Origin of the sequence: Alteromonas antoniana (assembly GCF_019249295.1) — a bacterium.
GTDB lineage: Bacteria > Pseudomonadota > Gammaproteobacteria > Enterobacterales > Alteromonadaceae > Alteromonas > Alteromonas antoniana.
The window spans coordinates 25,760-50,315 of record NZ_JAESDH010000001.1 but is presented as its reverse complement, the minus strand read 5'-3'; the positions used below and the strand labels follow the sequence as shown (position 1 = coordinate 50,315).

Annotated in this window: 22 protein-coding genes; 7 read left to right on the top strand and 15 right to left on the bottom strand. The window is 49.9% G+C overall.

Annotated features, from left to right (window positions below; translation table 11 throughout):
- The first annotated feature begins 124 nt into the window (after positions 1-124).
- Both JKP77_RS00265 and JKP77_RS00260 read left to right on the top strand, forming a co-directional pair.
- Positions 125-460: a hypothetical protein gene (locus tag JKP77_RS00265; RefSeq protein ID WP_218309205.1), complete on the top strand. Its 336-nt coding sequence runs from the start codon at positions 125-127 to the stop codon at positions 458-460.
- Complete coding sequence (locus JKP77_RS00260; RefSeq protein ID WP_338024819.1) at positions 460-657, top strand: DUF2970 domain-containing protein; 198 nt, start codon at positions 460-462, stop codon at positions 655-657. Before JKP77_RS00265 ends, JKP77_RS00260 begins: the two co-directional genes overlap by 1 nt.
- 302 nt (positions 658-959) lie before the next feature.
- Here JKP77_RS00260 and JKP77_RS00255 read toward each other — a convergent pair whose 3' ends face one another.
- The 11 genes from JKP77_RS00255 to pilM form a co-directional block, all read right to left on the bottom strand.
- Entirely contained in the window at positions 960-1,865 is a 906-nt protein-coding gene (locus JKP77_RS00255) for a Dam family site-specific DNA-(adenine-N6)-methyltransferase (protein ID WP_218309204.1), read from the bottom strand.
- A gap of 12 nt (positions 1,866-1,877) precedes the next feature.
- Positions 1,878-2,006 (bottom strand): hypothetical protein, encoded by a 129-nt coding sequence (locus JKP77_RS22465; protein WP_274608599.1) that lies wholly within the window; start codon positions 2,004-2,006, stop codon positions 1,878-1,880.
- Between the two features lie 244 nt (positions 2,007-2,250).
- On the bottom strand, positions 2,251-3,705 hold the full coding sequence (locus tag JKP77_RS00250; protein WP_218309203.1) for a sensor domain-containing diguanylate cyclase: 1,455 nt from the start codon (positions 3,703-3,705) through the stop codon (positions 2,251-2,253).
- Positions 3,706-3,785: 80 nt separating this feature from the next.
- Positions 3,786-5,282, bottom strand: a complete 1,497-nt coding sequence (locus JKP77_RS00245) for an SPOR domain-containing protein (RefSeq protein ID WP_218309202.1) — start codon at positions 5,280-5,282, stop codon at positions 3,786-3,788.
- A gap of 71 nt (positions 5,283-5,353) precedes the next feature.
- Complete coding sequence (gene aroB / locus JKP77_RS00240; protein ID WP_218309201.1) at positions 5,354-6,421, bottom strand: 3-dehydroquinate synthase; 1,068 nt, start codon at positions 6,419-6,421, stop codon at positions 5,354-5,356.
- A 24-nt stretch (positions 6,422-6,445) separates the two neighbouring features.
- Positions 6,446-6,961, bottom strand: a complete 516-nt coding sequence (aroK, locus tag JKP77_RS00235) for a shikimate kinase AroK (RefSeq protein WP_218309200.1) — start codon at positions 6,959-6,961, stop codon at positions 6,446-6,448.
- Between the two features lie 304 nt (positions 6,962-7,265).
- Positions 7,266-9,038: a type IV pilus secretin PilQ gene (locus JKP77_RS00230; protein WP_218309199.1), complete on the bottom strand. Its 1,773-nt coding sequence runs from the start codon at positions 9,036-9,038 to the stop codon at positions 7,266-7,268.
- Positions 9,031-9,579 carry a pilus assembly protein PilP gene (locus tag JKP77_RS00225; RefSeq protein WP_218309198.1) on the bottom strand — a complete coding sequence of 183 codons (549 nt, stop codon included), beginning with the start codon at positions 9,577-9,579 and terminating at the stop codon, positions 9,031-9,033. Before JKP77_RS00225 ends, JKP77_RS00230 begins: the two co-directional genes overlap by 8 nt.
- Positions 9,576-10,184 (bottom strand): type IV pilus inner membrane component PilO, encoded by a 609-nt coding sequence (locus JKP77_RS00220; protein ID WP_218309197.1) that lies wholly within the window; start codon positions 10,182-10,184, stop codon positions 9,576-9,578. Before JKP77_RS00220 ends, JKP77_RS00225 begins: the two co-directional genes overlap by 4 nt.
- 1 nt (position 10,185) lies before the next feature.
- Complete coding sequence (locus JKP77_RS00215) at positions 10,186-10,770, bottom strand: PilN domain-containing protein (RefSeq protein WP_218309196.1); 585 nt, start codon at positions 10,768-10,770, stop codon at positions 10,186-10,188.
- Positions 10,758-11,825, bottom strand: a complete 1,068-nt coding sequence (gene pilM / locus JKP77_RS00210) for a type IV pilus assembly protein PilM (protein WP_218309195.1) — start codon at positions 11,823-11,825, stop codon at positions 10,758-10,760. The genes JKP77_RS00215 and pilM overlap by 13 nt, the downstream gene beginning before the upstream one ends.
- Positions 11,826-11,964: 139 nt before the next feature.
- Here pilM and JKP77_RS00205 point away from each other — a divergent pair, with 139 nt between their 5' ends.
- The 5 genes from JKP77_RS00205 to yghU all read left to right on the top strand — a co-directional run bounded on the left by JKP77_RS00205 (position 11,965) and on the right by yghU (position 19,755).
- Positions 11,965-14,628 (top strand): penicillin-binding protein 1A, encoded by a 2,664-nt coding sequence (locus JKP77_RS00205; protein WP_218309194.1) that lies wholly within the window; start codon positions 11,965-11,967, stop codon positions 14,626-14,628.
- A gap of 57 nt (positions 14,629-14,685) precedes the next feature.
- Positions 14,686-16,377: an NAD-dependent malic enzyme gene (locus JKP77_RS00200; RefSeq protein WP_218309193.1), complete on the top strand. Its 1,692-nt coding sequence runs from the start codon at positions 14,686-14,688 to the stop codon at positions 16,375-16,377.
- 175 nt (positions 16,378-16,552) lie between these two features.
- A complete protein-coding gene (locus tag JKP77_RS00195; RefSeq protein WP_218309192.1) occupies positions 16,553-17,293 on the top strand; it encodes a substrate-binding periplasmic protein in 741 nt (246 codons plus the stop codon).
- Between the two features lie 407 nt (positions 17,294-17,700).
- A complete protein-coding gene (locus tag JKP77_RS00190; protein WP_218309191.1) occupies positions 17,701-18,669 on the top strand; it encodes a DUF4382 domain-containing protein in 969 nt (322 codons plus the stop codon).
- A 234-nt stretch (positions 18,670-18,903) separates the two neighbouring features.
- Positions 18,904-19,755, top strand: coding sequence for a glutathione-dependent disulfide-bond oxidoreductase (gene yghU / locus JKP77_RS00185; RefSeq protein WP_218309190.1), 852 nt, complete (start codon positions 18,904-18,906; stop codon positions 19,753-19,755).
- Positions 19,756-19,891: 136 nt separating this feature from the next.
- On the opposite strand, the gene JKP77_RS00180 is transcribed toward yghU, so the two are convergent.
- The 4 genes from JKP77_RS00180 to argH all read right to left on the bottom strand — a co-directional run bounded on the left by JKP77_RS00180 (position 19,892) and on the right by argH (position 24,547).
- The gene (locus JKP77_RS00180; RefSeq protein ID WP_218309189.1) at positions 19,892-20,443 is read right to left on the bottom strand and encodes a TMEM165/GDT1 family protein; all 552 of its coding nucleotides are present in this window, start codon (positions 20,441-20,443) and stop codon (positions 19,892-19,894) included.
- Between the two features lie 407 nt (positions 20,444-20,850).
- Positions 20,851-21,723, bottom strand: a complete 873-nt coding sequence (locus JKP77_RS00175; RefSeq protein ID WP_218309188.1) for an alpha/beta hydrolase family protein — start codon at positions 21,721-21,723, stop codon at positions 20,851-20,853.
- Between the two features lie 123 nt (positions 21,724-21,846).
- Entirely contained in the window at positions 21,847-23,157 is a 1,311-nt protein-coding gene (argA, locus tag JKP77_RS00170; protein WP_218309187.1) for an amino-acid N-acetyltransferase, read from the bottom strand.
- Positions 23,158-23,164: 7 nt separating this feature from the next.
- Positions 23,165-24,547, bottom strand: a complete 1,383-nt coding sequence (gene argH, locus JKP77_RS00165) for an argininosuccinate lyase (RefSeq protein WP_218309186.1) — start codon at positions 24,545-24,547, stop codon at positions 23,165-23,167.
- Positions 24,548-24,556: the final 9 nt, after the last annotated feature.

Genomic DNA, 24,556 nt, shown 5'->3' with positions numbered 1-24,556 from the left:
AGTATACCTGCCTGCATGCGTGCGCAACCTCAGATGCACCTGCGGCTTGTTTCGTACTGTCACAACGTCCAGTTTACCAATTTTTAATGAATAACTTGTTGTCGAAATATCTGATTGCAATATAATGAGATTACTTTTTAAGCGTATGGCAATGCTCAGGATGACATTTAAAACCTGTACAACATTATCGGTTGTAGTGGCTGGCGTAGGATTCGCTGGTCTGGTGGCGTTCACCGAACCGGATACTGTGTGCGAGTTCCAGCCTTTAACGGAATATGATAATCGCTTACCAGCCAGTCACGTGCAAAATCAGTGCGTTGGTGCCAATCAAGGTGAAGTAAGTTGGGTTTCCTGGGTATCAGGGCGGTCACTCTCTTATGAATTTCACTATTTGGACTTGCTGGAGCTACTTCACGGTGGCAGTAAAGACAATGATTTTTCTACGCCTAAAGGTCAATAGTGGGCGATTCCACTAAACCTGGTTTTATCGCCGTAATTCTCAGTGTGCTGGCAAGTGCATTCGGTGTGCAGAGCCATAAAAATTACGAACGCGACTTTCAACAAACCTCCCCGGTGATGTACGTCGTAGTTGGTGTAGTGTTTGTGATCTTGTTTGTTATTTCTCTGGTTTTTCTGGTTCGCTACATTCTAAGCTAACTGCTGTTCACACCTGTGAGCATAGTCCAACCAAGCTCATCCTTTTATATCATTTCCCTTTTTCTGAGCCGAAACCACCGCATTGCGGGGTGATATTATTTAACACCACCCTTCGTATTAATACGCCCCTGACATGCCTTTATGATGGTATCTGATTTGTCATATGGCTTGAGTCGCGAAACAAAAAAAAACGGTTTAAGGTACGAAGCAGGCTATGCCTGAGAAGCGGAAAGCCGGGTAAATGGTCTGCCTGAAGCAAACTGTTACGGACGTTGGCTGGCCGGGTACAGGTTGGAGCTGTTCTAAGGGAGGGTGATATGCGTGGCGTTTGCCGCGATAGTTTTTGCTTTTTTGCGACGGCGTACCGGCTTTTTCGGAAGTGATTCATTAGGCGGAAAATAAGCCAGAATTTCCGCAGCGGGTTTGCGCAAAGCCCCATTCTGACTAATCGAACGTTTTACGGAAAGCATACTGAAATCAGCGCCTCTGTAGAGCTCGCGGGTAAGAGGCAGATCGTGATTGGAAATCAGCACTGGGATCCCACGTACCGCTGAGGCTCGGTGTGCAAGAGTGGCGAGCTTATGTTGCGCATCATTGCCGAAGCTTCGCGCGGCATAGCTGGTAAAAGCGGCCGTCTTACTTAGCGGGGCATAGGGTGGATCGCAGTAGATGACATTGCCTCGTCGTGCGCGACTGAACACTTTCTCAAACGGCAGACAGGTAAAGGTGGCGCGCTGCGACTTCTCAGCAAATATCAGCATTTCTTCTTCAGGAAAGTACGGCTTTTTATACCGGCCGAAGGGAACGTTAAACCGGCCTGCCAGACTGTATCGACACAAGCCGTTGTATCCGTGACGGTTGAGATATAAAAACAGAATGGCACGGTAGTAATCGTCAGTGGTAGTGTTGAACTCTTCTCTTAACCCGTAGTAGACAGATTCCTGATTGTTGTCTGACGTGAAGAACTGTCTGGCATCGTGGATCACCGCATCCGGCTGTGCTTTTAACAGGTTATACAGGTTTATCAGATCAGGATTGATATCGTTAAGCAGGTAGCGCTTGTAGTGGGTATTGAGAAATACAGAGCCGGCACCGACAAACGGCTCTATAAGCTTGTTCGCCTGAGGTAACTTGGCTGCAATATGCTCAACCAGACTGTACTTGCCACCGGCCCATTTAAGGAAGGCCCGGTTTTTCTTCTGCATCATGCTCTACTAAAACTACCCGCGCGGAATGTAAGCGGTGGCTTCCAGAATTTCCAGAATGTGCTGAGGCGGCCATGCCAGGATTAATGACAGACGTTCAGGCACGACGATACCACTCTTATAAAATAGGATTGTATCTGGCATCGGAGATCGCGACAACCTGCAAACTCATCGCAGGCGCTTTTTTATGGTAATTCGCTTGGTAAATCTACTCTTGAGCCCTTATGACTCGTTCCGGGCAGAGCGTAATACTGACGCAACCAGTAATTTGTTGCAGTGTCTGGTCACGACAAAGGATAACCGCACGTCAGAAAGCATCGGTACGGCAAAGTGGATAAGAGTCTGTTGGTAAACGTCATTATCTCTGCGGGCAGACGGTATAAATCCGTTATGCTTCAACCCGCCTTGTGTGGCCGTGCGCAAGTTCCGCTGTAGAATGCGCATCCGTGAAAGCACTCTGTTGATGAGTGCGAACACAATTTCTGCCTGACGCTTTGGCCTGATACAGTGCGGTATCGGCACGGTTGATGAGCGCCTGCTCGTCATAATCCGAATGCGGGCTTGTCGTTGCTACACCAAAACTGGCTGTGACACGCACGTCGCTGCCATCGTCGAGCTCCACGAAAGCGTGCTCAATGGCAGTGCGAAGCTTTTCTGCTACGGTTAACGCCTGGTTGAGCGTGTGAGAGGGCAGGATAACCGCAAACTCTTCTCCCCCGAAGCGGGCGATGAAATCGGTACTGCGGTTTATTGTCGCCGCCATCTTTTCAGACACATGACGGATACAGCGGTCGCCATTAGGGTGGCCATAAGTGTCGTTAAACTGCTTAAAATTATCTATATCAACAAGAATAAGGCTTAAAGGAAGATGGTCCCGCTGGGCACGCTGCGTGTCCTGCTCCAGGCGCTCATCAAAGGCCCGGCGGTTTGCCAGGCCAGACAAACCGTCTGTGCTGGCCATCCCGTGCAATGCGGTATTTTGTTTTATCACCTTATGATAAAGGTGCATCGTTTCCAGAAGCAGAGCAATAAAAACGGCTGAGGAGGACACCAGACTAAGGGCTCTGGACGCATACCAGCCAACACTGAAGCGCGAGCCTGAGTAAATAGCTACCACACCCTCACAGGCAGTCGCGAGCATCGCAATTACCAGCCAGGCGTAAATGGCATTGGCAAGCTTGCCTTTCAGAATAATCGTCAATAGCGCCGCTGTGCATAGCATGACATTCAGCGGCCCGATTATGTCGAGCAGCCCCGATGTGAACATTGACGTGTCTTTGACCAGTACCGGATAGGTTATCCAGCCGAATAACGTCGGAACGATGGCAACAAGTGCAATCGCAACCGTTGAGCCAGTGATAAGCAGCGCCCAGCTCTTAAACTGATCTGTGACTATTGGGGAGCTTCCATCAAGCAACATGGCGATAGTGACAATTATCGGAAAGCCGAGGTGCCAGAACGTCCACAACCATGCGGCCTGCGAGTGGGCTGTGGCAATGAAGCTAACCTGATCGAACGCGCCGGCAAGCAAAGCAACCTGAAAAGGGGAAATCAGCACAACCCAGAGGTATGCGCAGGCAAGTAGGCCAAAGGTAAGAATGCCGGTGTTTCTGAATTGCGAGAAAAGCAGGACTGCAGAAAACAGTTCCAACACGAAAACCATACCGCCGTAGGTACCCAGAAACAATGGCGAGGCAGCACCTTCGGCACGACCATTGATAACTGACCAGACACTGGCAATCACAATGACTAAAGCAACACCAGCCAAAATGCCGTACTGCAACGACCCCGGACGGGAATTCAGGTGGTCATATTCGGAGCGGCTTTTCGCGTGGAGTGTCATAGATTAAGAGCAGGGGGATCAAACAAATCCCTACGCAACAGAGAGTGCTCTCGATCACAATGTAACGGCTTTCTGCGTCGCTAAATGCTCGTCGCTACTCTCAATTCGTTCAGGATCTGATTCCCCCGTTTGACAAAAGCATTCTCGCGGCCCTGATAATCAGGCAATGACGCAAGCGCCTGCCGGGCATCCTGCAATGAGGAAAATGGCTGATGAAATAATAGTACATACCAATCGCCACCATAGCGTTGTGTACGATAAACATGGGTCAGCGCGGTTAAGTTGTTATCACTGACAAACCGGGCGAGCAATGCGTTATCTTTCATGCCTGCAAGTTGCAACATGAAGTCGTCCTGACGCACAAGGCTGGCGACGAGATCATTGTCAGCAACGATCTGCTCAGGCGCATCGGAGGCCACGTTCTTGATGTCGGTATTGTCGCTAGCCGGGCTTTCGGTAGTCACTGTGTCTGTCGTCACCGTTTCACTTTGCGTCACTGCCTTTGTCTGTGACTGTGGCGGAGTATCGCTAATGACGTCCTGGCTGACTGTCACTGGATTGTCAGCAACTGTGTCTGGCTTAGCCGATGATGCTACGTTAACAGGTGCCTCTTGTTCGGTGTTTTCAGGTAGTCTCTTACTCGTTTCCGAGACGTTACTCTTAACCCGCGGCAGCGCGTCGACGGCGTCCTTCCACTGTGTAACCAATCCCGAATTGTCGTTGCCGGGGCCCGATATCTCTGTATTGTCTGGTGACGTGTTCTCTGCCGGGATGGATGTGGCATCAATTTGCGGCGCTGCGATTTTATCGAACGCAGATCCTGGAGCGACGGTATCATTGCTCACAGTAGCCGGCTCGCTTTTTAGCGGACCAAAAAGTGAGCTGATATCGTTTCCGTATTGCCATGCGATGAGTGAGCCAAACAAACTCAGGAATACCACCACAACCGCAGCAAGAAACCACGGTGACTTAAGCCGGGGAGTGAAAGATTGCTGGGATTGGCCATAGCGTCTTGCCATGTGCTGTTGAAAATCTTCCCGTCTGCGGGCTATCAGTTTGTCTAAGTCAGAGCTTTCCGGCTCCGTGTGCACAGACTGGCTGCTGATCAGCAGTGGCGTATCGGTGTTTTTTGCAGGAAGCCACTGTTTGGCATTCTCAGCCCACTGCGTTTCCCCGAACAGCAGTACATTCAAATGCTGTTTATTGCCTGCAAAACGGCTTTGTAACACTAAATCCCAGAGCTCCTGAAGTAGCCTGTCAGGCATATGCTGCGCTTGCGTCAGGGTGATGAGAATTGGACCTTCATGCTGGTTTAATGAGGACAGAAGTTCGTTGAGCGGTCTGACGTAGCTACCAACCACCTGACCAAGCAATTGCCTGCATAGCTGCCGACGGTAATCTGACAGTTCCATTTCTGGCTCTGCGGTGACATAGGCAATTTCTGTATCGTCGTGCTGTTGGAAGACAAACGCCTCCAAGGTGCGCTGTTGCTGCGCAATAGAGTCGCCACTCACAAAGATCAGTTGCGACGAGTAGTTGACTAAATATTCCAGTCTTTCATGCAGTTCAGAATGCACGAGCGTACCCTCAGCGTGTTGCCTGTTGGTCAGTCAGGCTGATAAACCGTTAGTGAAGGCATCTGTTGGTATCAGGCAAGCACAGCCGTGAGGATCTCATCGGTAACGTCTTTGGTTACTACCGCTTTACCGATGTGCTGCGGTAGTACGAACCGAATGTTGCCTGCTTCGACTTTCTTGTCGCGCTTCATGTGCTTTACGTAGTCGGCTTTTGTCATGCTTTCCGGACCTTTCACGGGAAGGTCGAAGGCAAGGAAAAGATCGCTGACGCGACGGGTTTCCGACGCTGTAAACCAATCAAGATGCATTGCCGTATTACAAGCAATTATAGTACCAGCTGCTACTGCTTCGCCATGTAACCAGTTTCCGTAGCCGAGTTCAGCCTCAATGGCATGACCAAAAGTATGCCCAAGGTTGAGTATGGCGCGTAATCCACCTTCGCGCTCGTCCTGCGCTACCACTTCCGCTTTAATCTCGCAGCAACGCTGAATAGCCTGAATTAACGGCGCCTGCTCATGCGTTTTTAATGCATCAGCATTCGCTTCCAGCCAATTGAAAAACGCTGCATCATAAATAATGCCGTACTTGATCACTTCTGCCATGCCGGCGCTGAATTCACGTGCCGGGAGTGACCGCAAAGTGTCGGTGTCAATCGCTACGAATACCGGTTGGTAGAAGGCCCCAATCATGTTTTTACCCAGCGGATGATTTACCGCGGTTTTTCCCCCTACTGAGGAGTCGACCTGAGATAGCAGTGTGGTAGGCACCTGGATAAATGGCACGCCACGCTGATAGGTGGCCGCGACGAAACCGCAAAGGTCGCCAATAACCCCACCGCCCAGTGCGATAAGGGTGGTATCGCGGGCTGCATTCATCTCCAACAGACGGGTCATAACTATGCCAAACTGATCCAGCGTTTTATACTGCTCGCCATCTGGCAGGATAATAGTTTCTACCTGTTTGTCGCCACAACACGCCTTGGCCTGTGCCAAGTAAAGCGGTGCGATGGTTTCGTTGGTCACAATGACGGCGAGAGGACCCTGAATATAGGGCACAAAAAAGCCGGGCTGGCTAAGCAGTCCGGCTTCAATTTGTATCGGGTAACTACGCTCTCCAAGTTCCACAGTTAAGGTTGACATGGGCGTAGCTCCTCTTTCTATAGGTTATAAACCGATTTTGCTGATGATTTGGTTTGCAACGGAACGTGCAGACTGGTCGTCGGTATCTACTACGTAGTCTGCAACTTCTTCGTACATAGGATTACGCTCTTGAGCCAGATCGCGAAGCACTTGTTCCGGGTCGCCGTTCTGTAATAATGGGCGACGCTTATCGCGTTGTGTGCGAGCTACCTGTTTGTCGATAGTCGTTTGCAGATACACCACAATTCCACGCGCTGACAAACGGTTGCGTACTGCTTTATTAACCACAGAACCGCCACCGGTTGCAAGTACAATTCCTTGCTTGTCTGTCAGATCGTTAATAACAGTCTCTTCGCGTTTGCGAAAGCCATCTTCACCTTCCAGGTCGAAAATCCAGGCAATATCGGCGCCAGTGCGTCGCTCGATTTCCTGATCGGAATCATAAAACTCAAGGTGAAGTTCATCTGCCAGGTGTCTGCCTATAGTGCTCTTGCCCGCACCCATAGGGCCAACCAAAAAGATATTACGTTTTTCAGCCATATTTGCTTATATCACAACTTTTCTAATGTTAGGGGTGGTGTGTTAGGAAAACGCTGTCTGGCCACCCATTCATTCATGCTTATTCTACCGTTCAATAAGCACTGCGCCTTTAACCTCGCTTTAATTTCGAGAGCGGGATTATCTCAGTTTACTGCAAGGCGTTGCAAGTTTTGTTGAACCCTAATTCTAAATCTTTAAAAATCAATCATTTAAAATGGTTTAGTAAAAGAAAAAGGGCGCTAATCAGCGCCCTTCAACGAAAACACATTTATCTACAGCCTGAATCTGACGATATTGGCTCCGGTTAAAGTGTTTCAGCAACGATTTTCGGCGTCACAAATATCAGCAGCTCACGCTTCTGATATAGCTTCCCGGTATTGCGAAACAATGCACCCACAACCGGAAGGTCGCCAAACAGAGGCACCTTGCTGACATCATCAGTATTGATTTGCTGGAAAATACCACCCAGCACAACAGTTTCTCCGTTTTCCACCAGTACCTGAGTTTTAATTTCCTGGGTATCAATTGCAACAGCCGGGCCGGTTGACGTCGATACCGTTTCGCCGCGGGTATCCTGCGTAACTACCAAATCCAGAATGATGCGGTTGTCCGGCGTGATGTGCGGCGTCACTTTCAGGCTCAGTACGGCCTTCTTGAATTCCACAGACGTTGCACCGCTTGAGGTCGATTGTACATAAGGTATTTCAGTACCCTGTTCGATGTACGCTTCCTGCTGATTGGCCACAGTGATTCGTGGACTGGCGATGATCTCACCTTTATTTTCAGATTCCAGCGCAGATAGCTCAAGGTCGAGAATCGTGCCATCTACCAGGCTGGCTACCTGAAAGCCAATGCGACCAGCTGGGCTGCTCACCGGCAGATTCACATTCAAGCGATCAGTGATGCTGGGGATCGTCCCGCCCGCAATGGTTTGCGCACCTTCAATCGAGCCGGACACACCGTCATCATCCTGACGGTCACTGAAACCCCAGCGCACGCCAAGTTGTTCGTCGATATTGTCGCGCACTGTTACCATGCGGCTTTCAATCAACACCTGTTTTACCGGAATATCCAGTGAGTCGACCAACTGACGAGCTTCGTCAATTGACTCCTGAGTATCTCTCACCAGAATGGTATTGGTTCGGTCATCAACCGTCACCGAACCCCGTTCGGTCAGAATGCCACCTTCTGAGGTTTTGAGAATCGTCGCCAGGTTTGCGGCTTTCGCATAATTCACCGTAATACTGGCCGATTTCAGCGGCGCCAGATCGGCGACCTGCTTTTTCGACTGAAGCTGCTGCGCTTCACGGGCTGCCAGTTCTTCCGACGGAGCGATCAGCAGAATGTTACCGTCTAACCGCTTATCCAGTCCTTTGACTTTCAGGATCATGTCTAATGCCTGATCCCACGGCACACCGGTCAGACTGATGGTTACGTTACCTGACACGGTATCCGTAGTGACCAGGTTGAATCCGTTTACCTGAGCAATAATTTGCAGCACTTTTCGTACAGGCACGTCCTGGAAGTCGAGTGACAGCGGCTCACCGGTATATTTGGTGCTCTGATCAAGCTCCGCAATTTCTTCATCAGACATGGGCTGGATTTCCACACGCAGTGTATTATCCTGCTCTGAATTGCGGGCAAAAACCCGGCCTTCGTATGAAATCACTACCCGCGAGGCGTCTTCGTCCTGAAAAGTCTCAATGGTAGAAACGGCGGTGCCGAATTGCATGACATCGAGTTCTACTAACTGATCCTCAGCCAGTTCCACGGCAGGCAAAATCACAGTCAGTTGTCCCTTTGACTCAATCAGCTGTGGATTCGCGGTACTGCCATCAAAAGTCAGGGTCGTCACTGCCGTATTCTTTGCAGCCCGCGTAAATCCAATGTCGGTAAGCGTTGCATTGAATACTTGTTGGGACTCTGCGTACGGATCCAGCAGTACCGGCTCTTCCTGTGCGTGCACCGGTTCGGCAAACACCTGAAACAAAAATAACGCTACGGCAGAACCGCCGAACCACGCCCATTTTTTGCTGCGTCTGTTAAGTTTTTTATTAAAAATATATCGTTCAGACATTACCATTTTCTCCTGCTGCCGAGGCTTGCGTCAGCGTCGTCTCTTTACGTTGCCAGCAACCCGCTCCGTCAGGCAGCAATTGTTCGATCACTACTTCGTTTTGACTTACAGATTTCACTTCGCCATGAAATAACCCTACATGGCTGCCAATTGTGGCCTTATATAATCCGCCGTCGTTAGTTTTAAACAGTGCCCAGCGCTTTCCTTGTGAGGTAAAACTCCCTGACAACGACAGCGCGTCCAGACCATATTCTTCAAGTTTTTCTTTGTTTCGACTGAAATCCGGCTGCAAACAGTTGGCTTTTTTGACAACCTCTGCCTGCGCCTGTTTATTCCTCGGACGAACAAACGGGCTTCGTAAATCCTGTGCGGAATAGACAAAAGCCGGTTGTTCAGCAAACTCTGGATAAGGTTCGATTGATACCTGCGTAGTTTGCTTTACCTGCTCAGTATAGGTTCGCAGGTCATCCAGCTTCGGAGAACACGCCGACAAAGCGCCGACGCAGAACGCCACGACTACAACACGTTGCGGTGTTCTCATTTTTCACCCCCTTGCGTGCCGTCATTGGCCGTACGGTAGGTTTTTGCCTGCAGTTGCAAGCGAAGCTGGTCACTTTGATTATCAATCGTAAAATCGTGCAGCGTTACAATACGTGGTAAGTCGGCGATTTTCGATACAAATTCACCAAAATTGTGATATCGACCAGAGACTTCCATTTCAATCGGCAGCTCAGTATAAAACTCCTTCGGAATTTCCTGCTGCCAGTTCAGCATTTTAAAGTTCAGCCCGGACGTAGTGCCAACGTAAGTAATGTCGTCGAGCAAGCCCGGCGTTTCGTTGCTGGTGGGCAACGATTTCAACATCGACGAAAAGTCCTCTTCGATGCGTGCAAGCTGGTCTTTATACGCTTCCAGGTTAACCGCGATGCGGTATTTTGCTTCAAACTGTAGTTTTAATTCCTGCTCTTTTACTTCCGCCTTATCCAGTATCGGTAGTTTTGGGCTAATTAGCAGATAGTAACTCAGTGCGCCAATCACAATGGCAACAAAAGCGGTTACCACAATTTTGACTTCTTTAGGCCAGATGGCGATTTGTTCGAAGTCGAGTTCGTTCAACTCTTTTAATTTAGAGGCGTCAAATTTCATCTTATTTTGCCTCCTTTGTAGCGGCCACCGGATGTACCGGCGCAACCAGCGGACTAATACCAAATCTCAGATTAAATTCGCTGATAGCATCATTCGCACTGGTATCGGCGACAATGGAGGATAAATCTCCACCAGTGAACACTTTTGACGACTCCAGTTTACGCATAAAGTCTGACAACCGGTTGTTCGATTCGCTGATACCCTCAATCTCGATGATATTACCCGTGCGACGCATCGATCTGAACGACACGCCAGGCGGAACGATTCGGGCCAGTTCATCGAACACGGTCGGCGCGGTATTCCGGCTCGCCTGAAGCTGCTCAATGAGCGCCATGCGACGTTCTATCGCGGTCTTGCTTTCCTTAATCTTCTGGATTTCCTGAATTTGCTGATCCAGCGCAGATATTTCCTTTTCCAGGTACGTGTTTCGCGCATTCTGATGCTTGATTTGTTGATCGATAGCCTGACCGATAAACCAGAAAATCAATCCAACAATCGCTGCGACAGCCACCATGCCGAGCAGATATTGTTTTTTCTGGTGCTGACGTTGCTCTTCACGCCAGGGAAGCAGATTTATATGTGCCATGGCGTAAAACTCCGACTCGCAAGCCCTGCAGCAATAGCCAGCTGCGGCGCGATTTCCTGTAGTTGACCGGCATCCAGTTTCGAGCTGATGTTCATACCATCAAAAGGATTGAACACCTCTACCTCGATATCAAACTCTTGCTGCAGTATCTCAATGAGCGGAGATAACACCGCAGCGCCGCCACTGAAGAGGATTTTAGACGGCCGTTCGGCGTGCAGTGTCGTCATATACATCTGCAGCGCTCGGTTTATGTTTTGCTGCAGGTTGGCAGCAAAAATCGGTAACGTATCTTCAACCCAGGTAGAGGGTAGGGTGTGGCTTAACAGCTGTCGCTCAGCCTCTTCTCGCTCAATCATGTGGATGGCCGCGAGGTCGTTTATTAACGCATTTAAGCCAAATGCATGTTCTTTGCTGTAGGTGACGTTGCCGTTTTCTACAACGCAAACCTGAAGCAAAGACGCGCCGACGTTAATGCAGCATACTGACTTATCTTCTTCTCCACCGTGATAGAAAAAGTCAATGGCATTGCCTAACGCATAGCCTTCAATATCGACAATTTTCGGTTCGAAACTCGCTTCTCTCACCAATACCAGGCGCTGATCCACCTGATCTTTGTGCGCGGCTGTTAGCAGTACATCGACTTTTCCCACGTGGCTTTTGCTCTCACCGATTTCTTCAAAATCCAGGTAGACTTCTTCCAGCGGATAAGGAATCAAGCTGTCAGCTTCGATTTCGATCTGGTTTTCCAGCTCGAAATCATTCTGATCCGGGTCCATGTAAACCACCTTGCTGATTACCGAGCTTCCTGCCACAGCGACTGCTATTTGTTTGACACGCGTATTAAGAGACTTTTTAAGCTTCTTAAGGGCAATGCTCAAAGGCTCGAAATCTTTAATTTCGCGCTCCTGGAATGCATTTTTGGTAATTGGCTCGCATGCATACCCCTGCAGCGCGTAACCATCGCCGGACTGCTCTAACAGCACAGCTTTTATTTGACGCGTGCCTATGTCTACGCCCACAATGGGGGGCAATTTTTTCTTAAACAGCGATTTCATGTGCTGGTGTCCGAATTCATAGGTGACTTCTCTACCTTAGGATATTACGCAACTTTTTCGTTATTTATGGTTCTATTAACGACACATACGTATAAAAATATAAGTCATTTTGGCAAATTTGCCTTGGTATCATTAATTCGTGAAGTATATTAAGCCCCTCTTTTTTATTGTAATCGTCCTCGGAGTACTAGGAACGGCTGCGTTAGTAGGTATCTATTTTTATATCAAACCTGACCTGCCCAGTGTCACTGTTCTTAAGGATGTTCGTCTGCAAACTCCCATGCGCATTTACACGCATGACGGAAAATTGATCTCTCAGTATGGTGTTAAACGGCGGATCCCGGTAGAACTTGAGGATGTTCCTCAACAACTTATTGATGCCGTGCTAGCTACAGAAGACAGTCGCTTCTATAAGCATAAGGGCATCGACCCTATCGGTATTATCCGGGCAGGAGTGAATCTGGCTATCACTGGCGAGAAGCAACAGGGCGCCAGTACCCTCACCATGCAGCTGGCGCGAGGTTTCTTTCTTACCCGTGAAAAAACCTACATCCGTAAGATAAAAGAAATCTTTATTGCACTGCATATGGAGCAGGAGCTGACCAAAGATGAAATCCTCGAGCTTTATCTGAATAAAGTTGAGCTTGGACACCGGGCATTCGGCTTTGGAGCCGCCGCACAGGTTTATTACGGCAAAACGCTTAAAGATCTCAATCTTGCGCAACTTGCAACCATCGCCGGGCTGCCCCAGGCGCCCTCCGTTCTGAACCCAATAAGCCGACCAGACCGTTCCCTTGAACGTCGTCGGATCGTATTGATGCGAATGCTTGATGAAGGGTTTATCACCAAACAAGAGTTCGACGAGGCAGCGAATGCGCCTGTTTCTGCTCGCAAACATGGCGCCGAAATTGAAGTCGATGCCCCTTATCTTGCCGATCTGATTTACTCGGAAATGGTTGAAGTGTATGGCAAAGACGAGGCCGAAACTGGCGGGTATCAAGTGTATGCTACGGCGCCATCCGATTTACAAATCGCTGCACAAAACGCCGTAGTGAGAAACCTTCATGACTACGATGAGCGCCATGGTTATCGCGGGCCACTGGATTACTTCTGGAACAAACCCGCTGAATCAGACGCCGAGCCTGAAAACGATAGAGTGTCCCCTGCTGATGCCGGTGAGCAAAAACCGCAGCGGCCTGCCGTTAGAGATCAATGGGATAGCGACGCCATGGTAAAGGCGCTTGCTGACTATGAAGAGATTAAGCCGCTGATGCCGGCTGTGGTACTGAAGGTAAAAGGGCAGTCCATTGATACGCTGGATAAATATGGGAAACAGCGAACCATCGAATGGGAAGGCTTAGACTGGGCCCGCGAATATATCACCGACAGTCGACAGGGCAATGAGCCTGAAACTGCGAGCGATATTCTGACCGATGGTGCGATAGTGTATATCCGTAAGCAGGAAGGGAGCTGGCGACTGGCACAAATGCCTGAAGTCAGTGGCGCATTTGTTGCGCTTAACCCCCATAACGGTGCTGTGCAGGCCGTGGTGGGTGGATACAGCTTTTATCAGAGCCAGTTTAACCGGGCGACCCAGGCAAAGCGTCAGGTAGGCTCTAATATTAAACCCTTCGTGTATTCAGCAGCGATTGAGAACGGCTATACGCTGGCAACCATTATTAATGATGCACCGATAAACCAGTGGAATGCTGCTACGGGTGTAGCCTGGCGACCTCAGAACTCGCCAGCGGAATACGATGGCCCAATCCGTATGCGCGTGGCATTAGGTAAATCAAAGAACGTGGTTTCTGTGCGTTTACTTCGCGGCGTTGGATTGCAGGAAACCGCCGATCATCTCACGAAATTCGGTTTTAATCGTGAAGATATCCCCCTGGATGAAACCGTCTCGCTCGGGTCTGGTTCGCATACGCCGCTGGAAGTTGTGCGGGGTATGTCTGTTATCGCCAATGGCGGGTTTCTGATACGTCCTCACTTTATAGACCGGGTGTTGGATGAGCAGGGCGAGTTATTGTGGAAAACCCAGCCGGTATGGGCATGTGATCCATGCACTGATGACACCATGACAGAGGATTCCGACATACCGGAAGACGATATCGAGGCACGCCTTGCGGCAGAGCTCAACCAAACTGGCGTGGTAACCAGTGAAAATGAAGATGTGAAGGTCTCTGCACCTCAGGTTATTTCCCCTCAGAATGCCTTTTTGGTAGGTGAAATGATGCGCACAGGCGTGCGAGCTAACGGCAATTGGAATAAGAAAACGTATTGGCTGGGTACGGGCTGGCGGGCTCGCAACATTCTTCAGAGAACTGATATTGCCGGCAAAACCGGTACAACAAACGACTCCCGCGATACCTGGTTCAGTGGCTTTCAGAGAGATCTTGTTGCCACCGCCTGGGTAGGCTTTGATGATATGAACCGTCAGCTGGGGCGGGCCACCCGCAACCAAAACCTGATAAACCGCAATCCTGAAAAATTTAACTGGATAGGCAATGCCTTGATAGGTACTGAAGATGGTGCGAAAGCGGCAGGTCCTGCGTGGATCCGGTTTATGGAAGTGGCACTGGCTGAAAAACCCCATTCCCCTATGCCGATCCCAGAGGATATCGTTCGCGTGCGTATTGATCGTACCAGTGGGAAGTTGACCCGAAGGACAGACCATACGACACTATTCGAATATTTTATTCAGGGTACTGAACCTAACGTCTACGTTCGTGACGATGAAGTGGTAGACCCTGCCGTCGAAGAAGAAACCGAAACACCTGAGCCGGAAGAGATTTTCTAACCTACGCAAAATCTGGCTCAGGCACTACAATTGCCTGAAAATACATTCGGAAAATCAATGTCAGAAGAGTCAAAACGATATCTTTATATTCCCCATTCCGGGCCGTCTCTGTTGGAGACGCCACTGTTGAATAAAGGCAGTGCCTTTACCGCCAGAGAGCGAACCGCTTTTAATCTGACTGGCCTGTTGCCACCACGCTATGAAACTGTCGAAGAGCAGGTTGAGCGTGCATACATGCAGTACAGCACCTTTGATGATGCGCTAAATAAGCACATCTATCTGCGTGCCATTCAGGACAATAACGAGACACTTTTTTATCGCCTCGTGCAGAAGTACATCGACGAGATGATGCCAATCATTTACACCCCCACGGTTGGCGATGCGTGCGAACAGTTTTCAGATATTTATCGTAGTTCACGGGGCCTGTTTGTCTCGTGGGAGGAGCGCCATCAACTGGACGATATCGTCCGCAATGCTACGAAACGCAAAGTGAAGGTGATTGTTGTCACTGATGGTGAGCGTATCTTAGGACTGGGAGACCAGGGGATTGGTGGCATGGGGATCCCAATCGGAAAGCTATCGCTGTATACCGCCTGTGGCGGGATCAGTCCGGCCTACACGTTGCCAGTCATGCTGGATGTCGGCACCAATAACGAGAAACTGCTGAACGATCCTATGTACATGGGCGCACGGCATCCGCGCATAAGTCAGGAAGATTATGACGAATTTATCGACATGTTCATCAAGGCGGTAAAACGCCGCTGGCCGGAAGTCATGATTCAGTTTGAAGACTTTGCGCAGCCAAACGCCATGCCGATTCTGAATCGTTACCGCGATAACATTTGTTGTTTTAACGACGATATCCAGGGCACCGCAGCTGTGACACTGGGCACGATCCTGGCGGCCTGCCGTACCACCGAGCGCAAGCTATCAGATATGAAAGTCGTGTTTGTTGGTGCTGGTTCTGCAGGCTGCGGTATTGCCGAAATGCTAATCCAGCAAATGGTGCACGAAGGATTACCAGACGCGCAAGCACGAAAGCAGGTCTTTATGATAGACAGATTTGGCCTGCTGACAGAAGGTATGCAAGGGCTGCGCGACTTCCAGCAGAAGCTGCAGCAGTCAGAAGTGGATATTGCCGACTGGACCTTCAGTGGTGAGTACGCGTCATTGCTGGACGTAGTGCACTGCGCGAAGCCGGACATTCTCATTGGTGTTTCAGGACAACCGGGACTGTTCACGGAACAGGTTGTAAGAGCAATGAAACAGCATAATTCGTTGCCGATCATCTTCCCGTTAAGCAATCCGTCACGTCAGGTTGAAGCCAGACCAGAGCAGGTTATCGAGTGGACTGACGGTGAGGTAGTCATTGCGACAGGAAGTCCGTTCAAACCGGTTGAGCATAATGACGTGGTGTACCCCATCGCTCAGTGTAACAACAGCTATATCTTTCCGGGAATTGGTCTTGGTGTTATTGCAACAAAAGCGCGCCTTATCAGTGATGAAATGTTGATGGCCGCCAGTACGGCTCTGGCGAATGCCTCTCCGCTTGCGAATACAGGCACTGGTGCTTTATTACCACCACTTACCGAGATAGCTGATCTAAGTAAACAAATTGCGTTTGCTGTCGGTAAGGTTGCTATGCAGCAGGAACTGGCACTGGAAATGTCTGATGATGCTTTGAAAAACAGTATTGATAAGAATTTCTGGAACGCGGAATATCGCCCGTATAAACGGGTAAGTATTTAACCGAAACCCGGCAGTGTACTGGTATGCTGCCGGACCATTTCCTCTGTAATTCAAAGGGTTTTAAAAAACCTTAAAAAAGTATACACTTTCCCTTCATTTGGCCAGTTCTGGTCATTTCACCTCATTATCTGTTGCTGTACTTGTTGTTGAGGAATTAACAAGAGGAGCGGGCAGCTTGAAACGCATAATCATGCTGGTGGTGTTGTTGATAACTGGTAGTCCGGTCATCGCACAGCCATTAGTCTGGGTATCTCCGGACTGGGAAGCAGATGATCCAGCAGGCAGTAGCAAGAGTCTTATATTCGATATTCTTAACGCCATTTATGAACCTTTAGGGTATGAGATCCTGCATCAGCAGTTTCCCCTTAAGCGAGCGCAGAGCATGCTGACTTCTGGGGAGGCACAACTGCTTGGTGCAGCCCAGGTGCTTGACGGGCTTGCTGTGCCTCATTATCCCATTATCAATCAGTCAGAAATGGTCATGTATCGCAGGGCACGCATTAACTTGTCGAGTGGAGCAGACGGCCTGCAAGGGTTATTTGGCGTCTGGCCTGCCGTCAAAAATGATACATTGACTCAGCGCTACCCGTTTCTGAACGGAATGGCAGTGGATAGTTCGTCGGAAGCTTTTTTATTGCTGATTTCCGGAAACAGGCCTATTGATTACTACATTGATACGAGTAGTCGGATGGCAGCAACGATGGAAAAAAGCCTCATCGTTTACGAACCAGGTGATTTTGCTATCGGTCAACTTACGGTAGAGCCCCACTATATTCTGTTTGCAAAAACGACCGAGGGCGTATTGTTACGCAAGCAATTTGAGAACGGCATTGAATCTCTCTATTGCTCCGGTGAGCTGATAGAAATTTATGACGGCTGGTCTACGCCTGTGCCTGATATCTCTCCATCCTGCTAGGCTGCGTTGATCTCATTATCGTCAGTCACGTTATCTTACGCCCGTAATGCTGTGTTCGTGTCTATACGTTTCTGGTTTGGCCTTTTCAGGCAAGGGTGTTGATGATTAGCGTCACCCTCTTCCTTTGTTTTATCAGGCCTCCGCTTAATAAAAAAGTGCGGGGATGCCCGTTATACCACGTCAAATAGTCAGCCAAAGCATCGCTAGCCGCCGGTTTTCCCGTCCTAACTGGGAGCGAAAGCGACTTGCGCTAAATCTGTAAAAAAGTGTTGCCTGTTTGCAACAACTTCGTAGCCTTAATTAGATAGCTCCTTCCTCAATAATAGCTAAGTTTTTGATTTTTAGGTTTTATTTTGTTTTGGCACGATACGTGTTATTCAAAACCAAAGTAGTAAGGAGTAACCCGTATGAATATAAAAAGTTCTCAAAAGTTCAAAATTGCCTCTTCAACCACTTTGATCCTGGCCGCACTGGCAACGCTGACGGCGTGTGGTGGAAGTTCAGGAGGCGATGATGACATTACTCCCGAGCCCACGACCAGCCAATTCTCTTTAGCGGTGTCTGATGCCCCGGTAGATAATGCATCGCAGGTTGTGGTGTATTTTGACGAAGTTGAACTTACCGGAAATGGTGAGCCTGTGACAATTAATGTCGAGGACGACGATGGCAACCCTAAAATGATTGATTTGCTTCAGTTACAGGGTGAGGCCTTTGAGCCCATTGTTGACGACACCGAAATAGACGCGGGTGAATACAGTCAGTTAAGACTGGTTGTGACAGAAGATTCTTACATCGTAATGGATGATGGCACGTTCCCATTACGCGTACCAAGTAATGAGCTGAAACTGGACGGCTTTACTGCGCTACCCGGATTTGAGGCTGCTTACACCGTCGAGTTTGATTTACGAAAAAGTCTGGTTGACCCGCAAGGCCAGGAAGCAATTTTCCTGAAACCTCGTGGTGTTCGTCTGGTTGAAAACGACACCGTCGGTACGTTATCCGGCACGGTGAGCGAAGCGTTAGTGCTGGCGCCAGAGTGTGCAGCCAAGGCTGATCCGTTTGCGGGAAATGCAGTTTACGTTTACGAAGGAAACGACCTGGATACGACGATGCTTGGTGATGATGCCGATGCGTCTGAAAACGATGATGAAGTTCGCCCGTTTACTATCGCGCCAGTGACTTATAACGCGACATCTGAAGAGTATGAGTTTGTCGCAGGCTTTGTCCCCGCAGGTGACTATACGGTGTCTTTCTCCTGCCTGGCCTCTTTCGATGAGCCGGAAACGGACGAAGATGAAGAAGATGGATTTATGCTGATGACGGCGGATGAAACTACCGTTACGGCAAAAGAGACAACAACACTGACTATCGAGTAAGTGTAACAGTTTGCGGACAAAGGATTGCCCGCCTTTTATTCTTTAAAGCCGGCCATTTGAGCCGGCTTTTCTGTGTATGGATGCTCGTTAAAAATTCCACACTTTGCCGTTGTTCAGGTTGCCGCCAGCATTTTTTAAGCTATCTGCCTTTTTTCGCAAATCCTCATCCACAGTTTGACGTATAGGTATGTCACACAATCAGTTTTTTGTTCTGATGGTAAAGGAGTTTGCGAAATGAGTGACAAGAGTTATACCCCCCCGAAAATCTGGACCTGGGAAAAGGAAGACGGTAGTCAGTTTTCAAAAACTAACCGCCCCATATCCGGACCGACACATGAGCAGGCACTGCCTGTGGGCGAGCACGATTTGCAGCTTTACTCGATGGCCACGCCAAACGGCCAGAAAGTAACCATCATGCTGGAGGAGTTACTGGAGGCCGGTGAAAAAGCGGCTGATTACGACGCCTGGATGATACACATTGGCGACGGCGATCAATTTTCCAGTGGATTTGTTGGGGTCAACCCCAACTCGAAGATCCCGGCGCTGATGGATCACAGTCATAATCCCCCCATCAGATTGTTTGAGTCAGGCTCCATCCTGCAGTACCTGGCGGATAAGTTTGGGCGCTTTGTGCCGGAAGATCTGATTGCCAAAACCGAATGCCGTAATTGGTTGTTCTGGCAGGTGGGATCGGCGCCGTATCTGGGCGGCGGTTTCGGACACTTCTACAATTACGCCCCGTATCCTATGGAATATCCGATAAACCGTTTTACGATGGAAACCAAGCGTCAGCTGGACGTTCTGGATAAGCATTTGTCGTTTAACGAGTACATGGCGGGCGAGGAGTACTCGATTGCCGATATGGCCATCTGGCCGTGGTATGGTGGGTTGGTTCTTGGGAAGCTATACGATGCCGCTACCTTCCTGCAGGTTGATGAGTATAAGCATCTACAGCGCTGGGCGAAACAAATCGCTGAGCGGCCGGCAGTACAACGTGGGGTTATCGTCAATAAAACCTGGGGCGACGATGCACAGTTGAAAGAGCGACACAGCAAAGCGGATGTAACCAAGGCGCTGAAAGGGTGATGACGCACGAGAGGAGAGTGCAGACGCGTCTGCCCTCTCCCCGTTTCGGGTATACAAACGCCAAAAAGGCCACCATCCCAATTCAGAGTGACGTAGTGACGGGCGGCTTAGGTGTAAAAAGCACGACAACCACTTACTACCATAATGTCACCACACCTAGTGTGATGAACAATCCTGATGCCACCATTTGTATGGCGCGCACCGGGGTGATGTCGAGCAGCTTTTGCCCTAAGTAAATAACTGGCAGGTTAGCCAGCAGCATTCCCAGCGTGGTGCCAGCCGTGACCCACAGTACGGACTGGTATTCCGCCGCCAGCAACACGGTTGCAACCTGCGTTTTGTCGCCGATTTCCGCCAGAAAAAATAATATGGTAGTTACCCAGAAGGCACCCAGATGGTCAAACCGGCCGGGAACGTTTTCCGGTTTATCCGGTATTAGCAGCCACGCTCCCATGAGAATAAAGCTGATACCCAGAATGAGATTGCCGGTGTCCCGCGACATGAACGAGCCAATAAACTGTCCCATCCACGCTGAGAGCCCATGATTTAGCAGTGTGGCGGTCAAAATGCCGAGGATCAGGGCAACAGGATTGCGAAACCGGGAAACCAGAAGTAGGGTGAGGAGCTGCGTTTTGTCACCAATTTCTGCAAGGGTGACGGCGGTTGTAGATGTAAGAAATGCGTCCATGAAACAATACCGGCGGGATAGTGACCAAAGACACGCAACATCCTCCCGCCACATTGGGATGTATTGTGTCTCAGGTCTCGCTCATATTTTCAAAAGATATAAACGCGCCATGTGCCGTTTTCGCACAACTATGTTGACGCGCTTTCCTGCTGGCGCAGGCGAGCTACTCCCCCGATAAACGTTACTATTTTACTACGATGCTTCTTCGATGTGCGCAATATACGGCAAACTGGCGACGTTAAACGTCAGATATCATGAGATTACTAGAGAGTGTTGGGACTAAAATGGCTGCTAACTGCGTTGTCGCTGACTTATTTGGATTGCCAAACGGCGTCAACGACGCCTTGTTTTCAACCATTTTAGCCACCAACATAAATAATGAACAAAGGTCAACACTCTCTAACAGATCAGCCTGCTAAAATCGAAGGCGGCAGGTGCCCTTCAAAAAAAGACGTAGCCTTAGGCCACAGCGACTGACACTGGCGGGAAAAGAACTTCATATGACCAATATCTTTAAGCCCGTGCTGCTGCGGTTCGATAATTTCAAGCTCGGCAGGCATGTTTGGATAGACGGTTAACATATCGCGGGCATTACGCTCGCAGGCAATATCATCATCGCTGGCAAGTAACCAGTGCGAAGTGAAATCGACAGTATCGTACCAGTGTCGTGTTACCTCGTTGCCAAATGCCGTCTTTACGTACCCTTGTCCGTTACACCACTGCTGCCACTGGCGGGCTACCTGCTTGGGTAACGGTTCACCCATGCCGACCAGATGCGACTTAGTATGTCCGAATATAAGGTTATTCAGTGGAATAAACACATTCATAAAAAAGTGTGCTTTGATTTTATAGGACATTGCCATATTGCGCAGACTGCCCGACGAGCTGCCAAAGTTGAACATACCGGAAAGTTCGGTGACATTGTGCATCAGGCCAGCAAGCTGTCCGCCGGCACTGTGTCCCATTAAAAAGTGGGGTACAGAGGGAAACCGTTGCTGAAGCGCAGAGAGTACGGCAGGCATGTCTTGTGAGCCCCACAATACCAGACTCGCGTCGCTGTTCCTGATATTCCCCTTAAGTGACTCACCAATGCCTCTGTTATCAAAACTGATTACACCAAACCCCTGCTCACAGAGGTAGTTTGCAAAGTTGAAATAAAACTGGCGTTTGATACCGGTTGCAGGGCCAATCATGACGGCGGCCTTAGGCGATTCCGGTACAAATAGCGTGGCTGCAAGCGGCGTATTATCCTTGCAGGTAATGCTTATATCCTGATGCATGGTATCGTGATTTTGATTCTGGTCAAACCAGTTAAACGTAAAACAGATGCAATGGCAAGTAAGCATTAAGGTGTGAGGGCTAAAGGGTGAGAAGAAGGCGGCGAGTGACCGCCTTAGTGAACGCTATAGCGTCAGCGTAAAGACCTTTGAATTTCGCTGAAAGTTGTACAACTCTTTTTTTACCGCAGGCAAAGCGCTGATATCCGCGGGTGCGAAGCCCTGTTCAAGGAACCAGTGTGCCGTTACGGTCGTTAATACGAACAGACGACTAATGCCGGCATCCATAGCCCGCTTACGCACTTCGTCCAGAATACGCTCGCCCCGGTTTTTACCGCGGTAATCCTGATGTGTGGCAACACAAGCCAGTTCTGCACAGCCGTCATCAGGGTAAAGATAAAGCGCAGCGCAGGCGATGATCATACCGTCACGCACTATGACAATAAACTGGTTAATCTCGCTCTCCAGACGTTCCCGGGACCGTTTTACCAGCACGCCACTTTCTTCCAGTGGCTTAATGAGGTTGAGAATGCCGCCTACGTCTTCGATGGTGGCTCCGCGAAGTTGCTCGTAATGGTGCTCCATAACCAGCGACCCTTCACCGTCGCGGGTAAACAACTCCTGCAGCAGTGCACCATCTTTTTCATAGCTGATACAGTGCGCGCGGGGAATGCCGGCGGCCACGCTGGTGGTAAGGGCACTAAGCACCGTCGATTCGGTAGTGATGTCACCCTGATAAATGAGTTGCTCTAGTTGTGGGCGCTCAATGGTGCGAAGCAACTTGCCGTCACGATTAAAAATGCCGTCGAAGTTTGAAAACACAATCAGCTTGTCGGCCTTAAGCGCAATGGCAGCCTGTGTGGCTACGTCTTCATGAGAGAGGTTAAACACCTCGCCGGTGGAGGAGTATCCCATGGGCGAGAGCAGCACTATCGAGCCGTCGTTTAAGTGATCGTTAATGCCCGTGGTGTCGATGCGGCGGACCTGTCCGGTATTTTCAAAGTCGATACCGCCGCGCACGCCCATAGGTTTGGCAACGACCAGGTTCCCCGAGCACACCCGAATTTGCGAGCCGTGCATGGGGGAGTTGGGCAGCCCCATGGTCATCAGCGCTTCAATTTGCGAGCGTACCGAGCCAGCGGCATCTTTTACGCATTCCAGCGTTTGCTTGTCAGTCACCCTGACGCCTTCTTCAAAGCGACCTTCAATGCCGCGCAATGCGACACGCTGGTCGATTTGTGGTCTGGCACCGTGCACAACCACGACACGAACGCCCAAACTATTGAGCAACGCGATATCGTGAATAATATTGGGAAAATTAGGATGTTCAATGGCCTCGCCACCGAACATCAGCACAAAGGTTTTACCCTGATGGGCGTTGATATAGGGCAGCGAGCTTCTGAACAGCTTGATACCATCGTGATGTGCCAGCACCATGCGCGCGTTATCCTAACTTGTCCAGATTTTCGAGCTCCTGATACAGTGCTTTGGTCACTGTCTCGGCGCTCGTTCCGCCCAGAATATTTCGCTGGTTTACGCCATACTCCAACTGAAGAACCGGATAGACGTCCTCGTCAATTTTGTCACAGACAGATTGCAAATCAGAAAGCGGTAAGTCCTCGATGGCACAACCTTTATCTATGGCCAGCAGAACCACTTTACCGGCGATATCGTGGCCGGTTCTGAACGGAATGCCTTTACCTACGAGATAATCGGCAAGCTCGGTGGCGTTGGCGAAGCCCTGCGTTGCAGCTTCACGGCAGCGATCTTCGTTAAGGCCGGTAGAATCAAGTACCTCGCTGGCGATGCATAAACAGCAATGCCACTGGTTTACCGTATCAATTGCGCCTTCTTTGTCTTCCTGCATGTCTTTGTTGTAGGCCAGCGGTAAGCCTTTCATGGTCACCAGCAGTGCCTGCAATGAGCCGAATACGCGGCCACATTTGCCGCGCATCAGTTCCAGCGCATCCGGGTTTTTCTTCTGCGGCATTAAAGACGAGCCTGACGTAACGGTATCGCCTAACTGCAAAAAGCCTGCTTCGCCAGAATTGTAGAAGATCATGTCTTCTGCCATGCGCGATAAATGCATCATGCTGGTGGAGGCGGTGAACAGAAGCTCCAGTACAAAGTCACGGTCAGATACAGCATCCAGGCTGTTAAGGCAGGGCGAAGTAAAGCCCAGCGCATCGGCTATCTCGTGACGGTCAACCGGGTAGGTCGTCCCTGCCAGCGCGCCAGAGCCTAACGGGCACTGATTCATGCGGGCTTTCAAATCGCTTAGACGGCTTAAATCCCGCTTAAACATCTCTACATACGCTAAGCACCAGTGTGCAAAGTGAATAGGCTGTGCGCGCTGCAGGTGAGTGTATCCGGGAATGATCGCCTGCTGGTGGCGTGAGGCCACATTCAGAAGCGCACGGATCACGCCGAGAAGGTCCTGCTTAAGCGAATCGACATGCTCGCGTACCCACAGCCGAAAGTCGGTGGCGACCTGGTCATTACGGCTGCGGCCGGTGTGCAGCTTGCGGCCAATGTCACCGAGCTCGTCAATCAGCGCGGCTTCGACAAAACTGTGAATGTCTTCTTCGCTGCTGGCACTGAAATCGAGTTCGCCGGCCTCGGCCTTTTGCTTCATTGCCGATAGCGCATTTTCCAGCTGTTGTTGCTCGTCATCAGTCAGTACGCCCGCCTTCTTTAGCGCGCGTGACCAGATGATAGAGCCCTGCATGTCCTGCGCTGCCATTACCTGATCAAACGGCAACGAGTCGTTTACCTGTTTGAACATACTGCTGCTTTCGCCGGCAAACCGGCCACCCCACAATGCCATGTGTTGCTC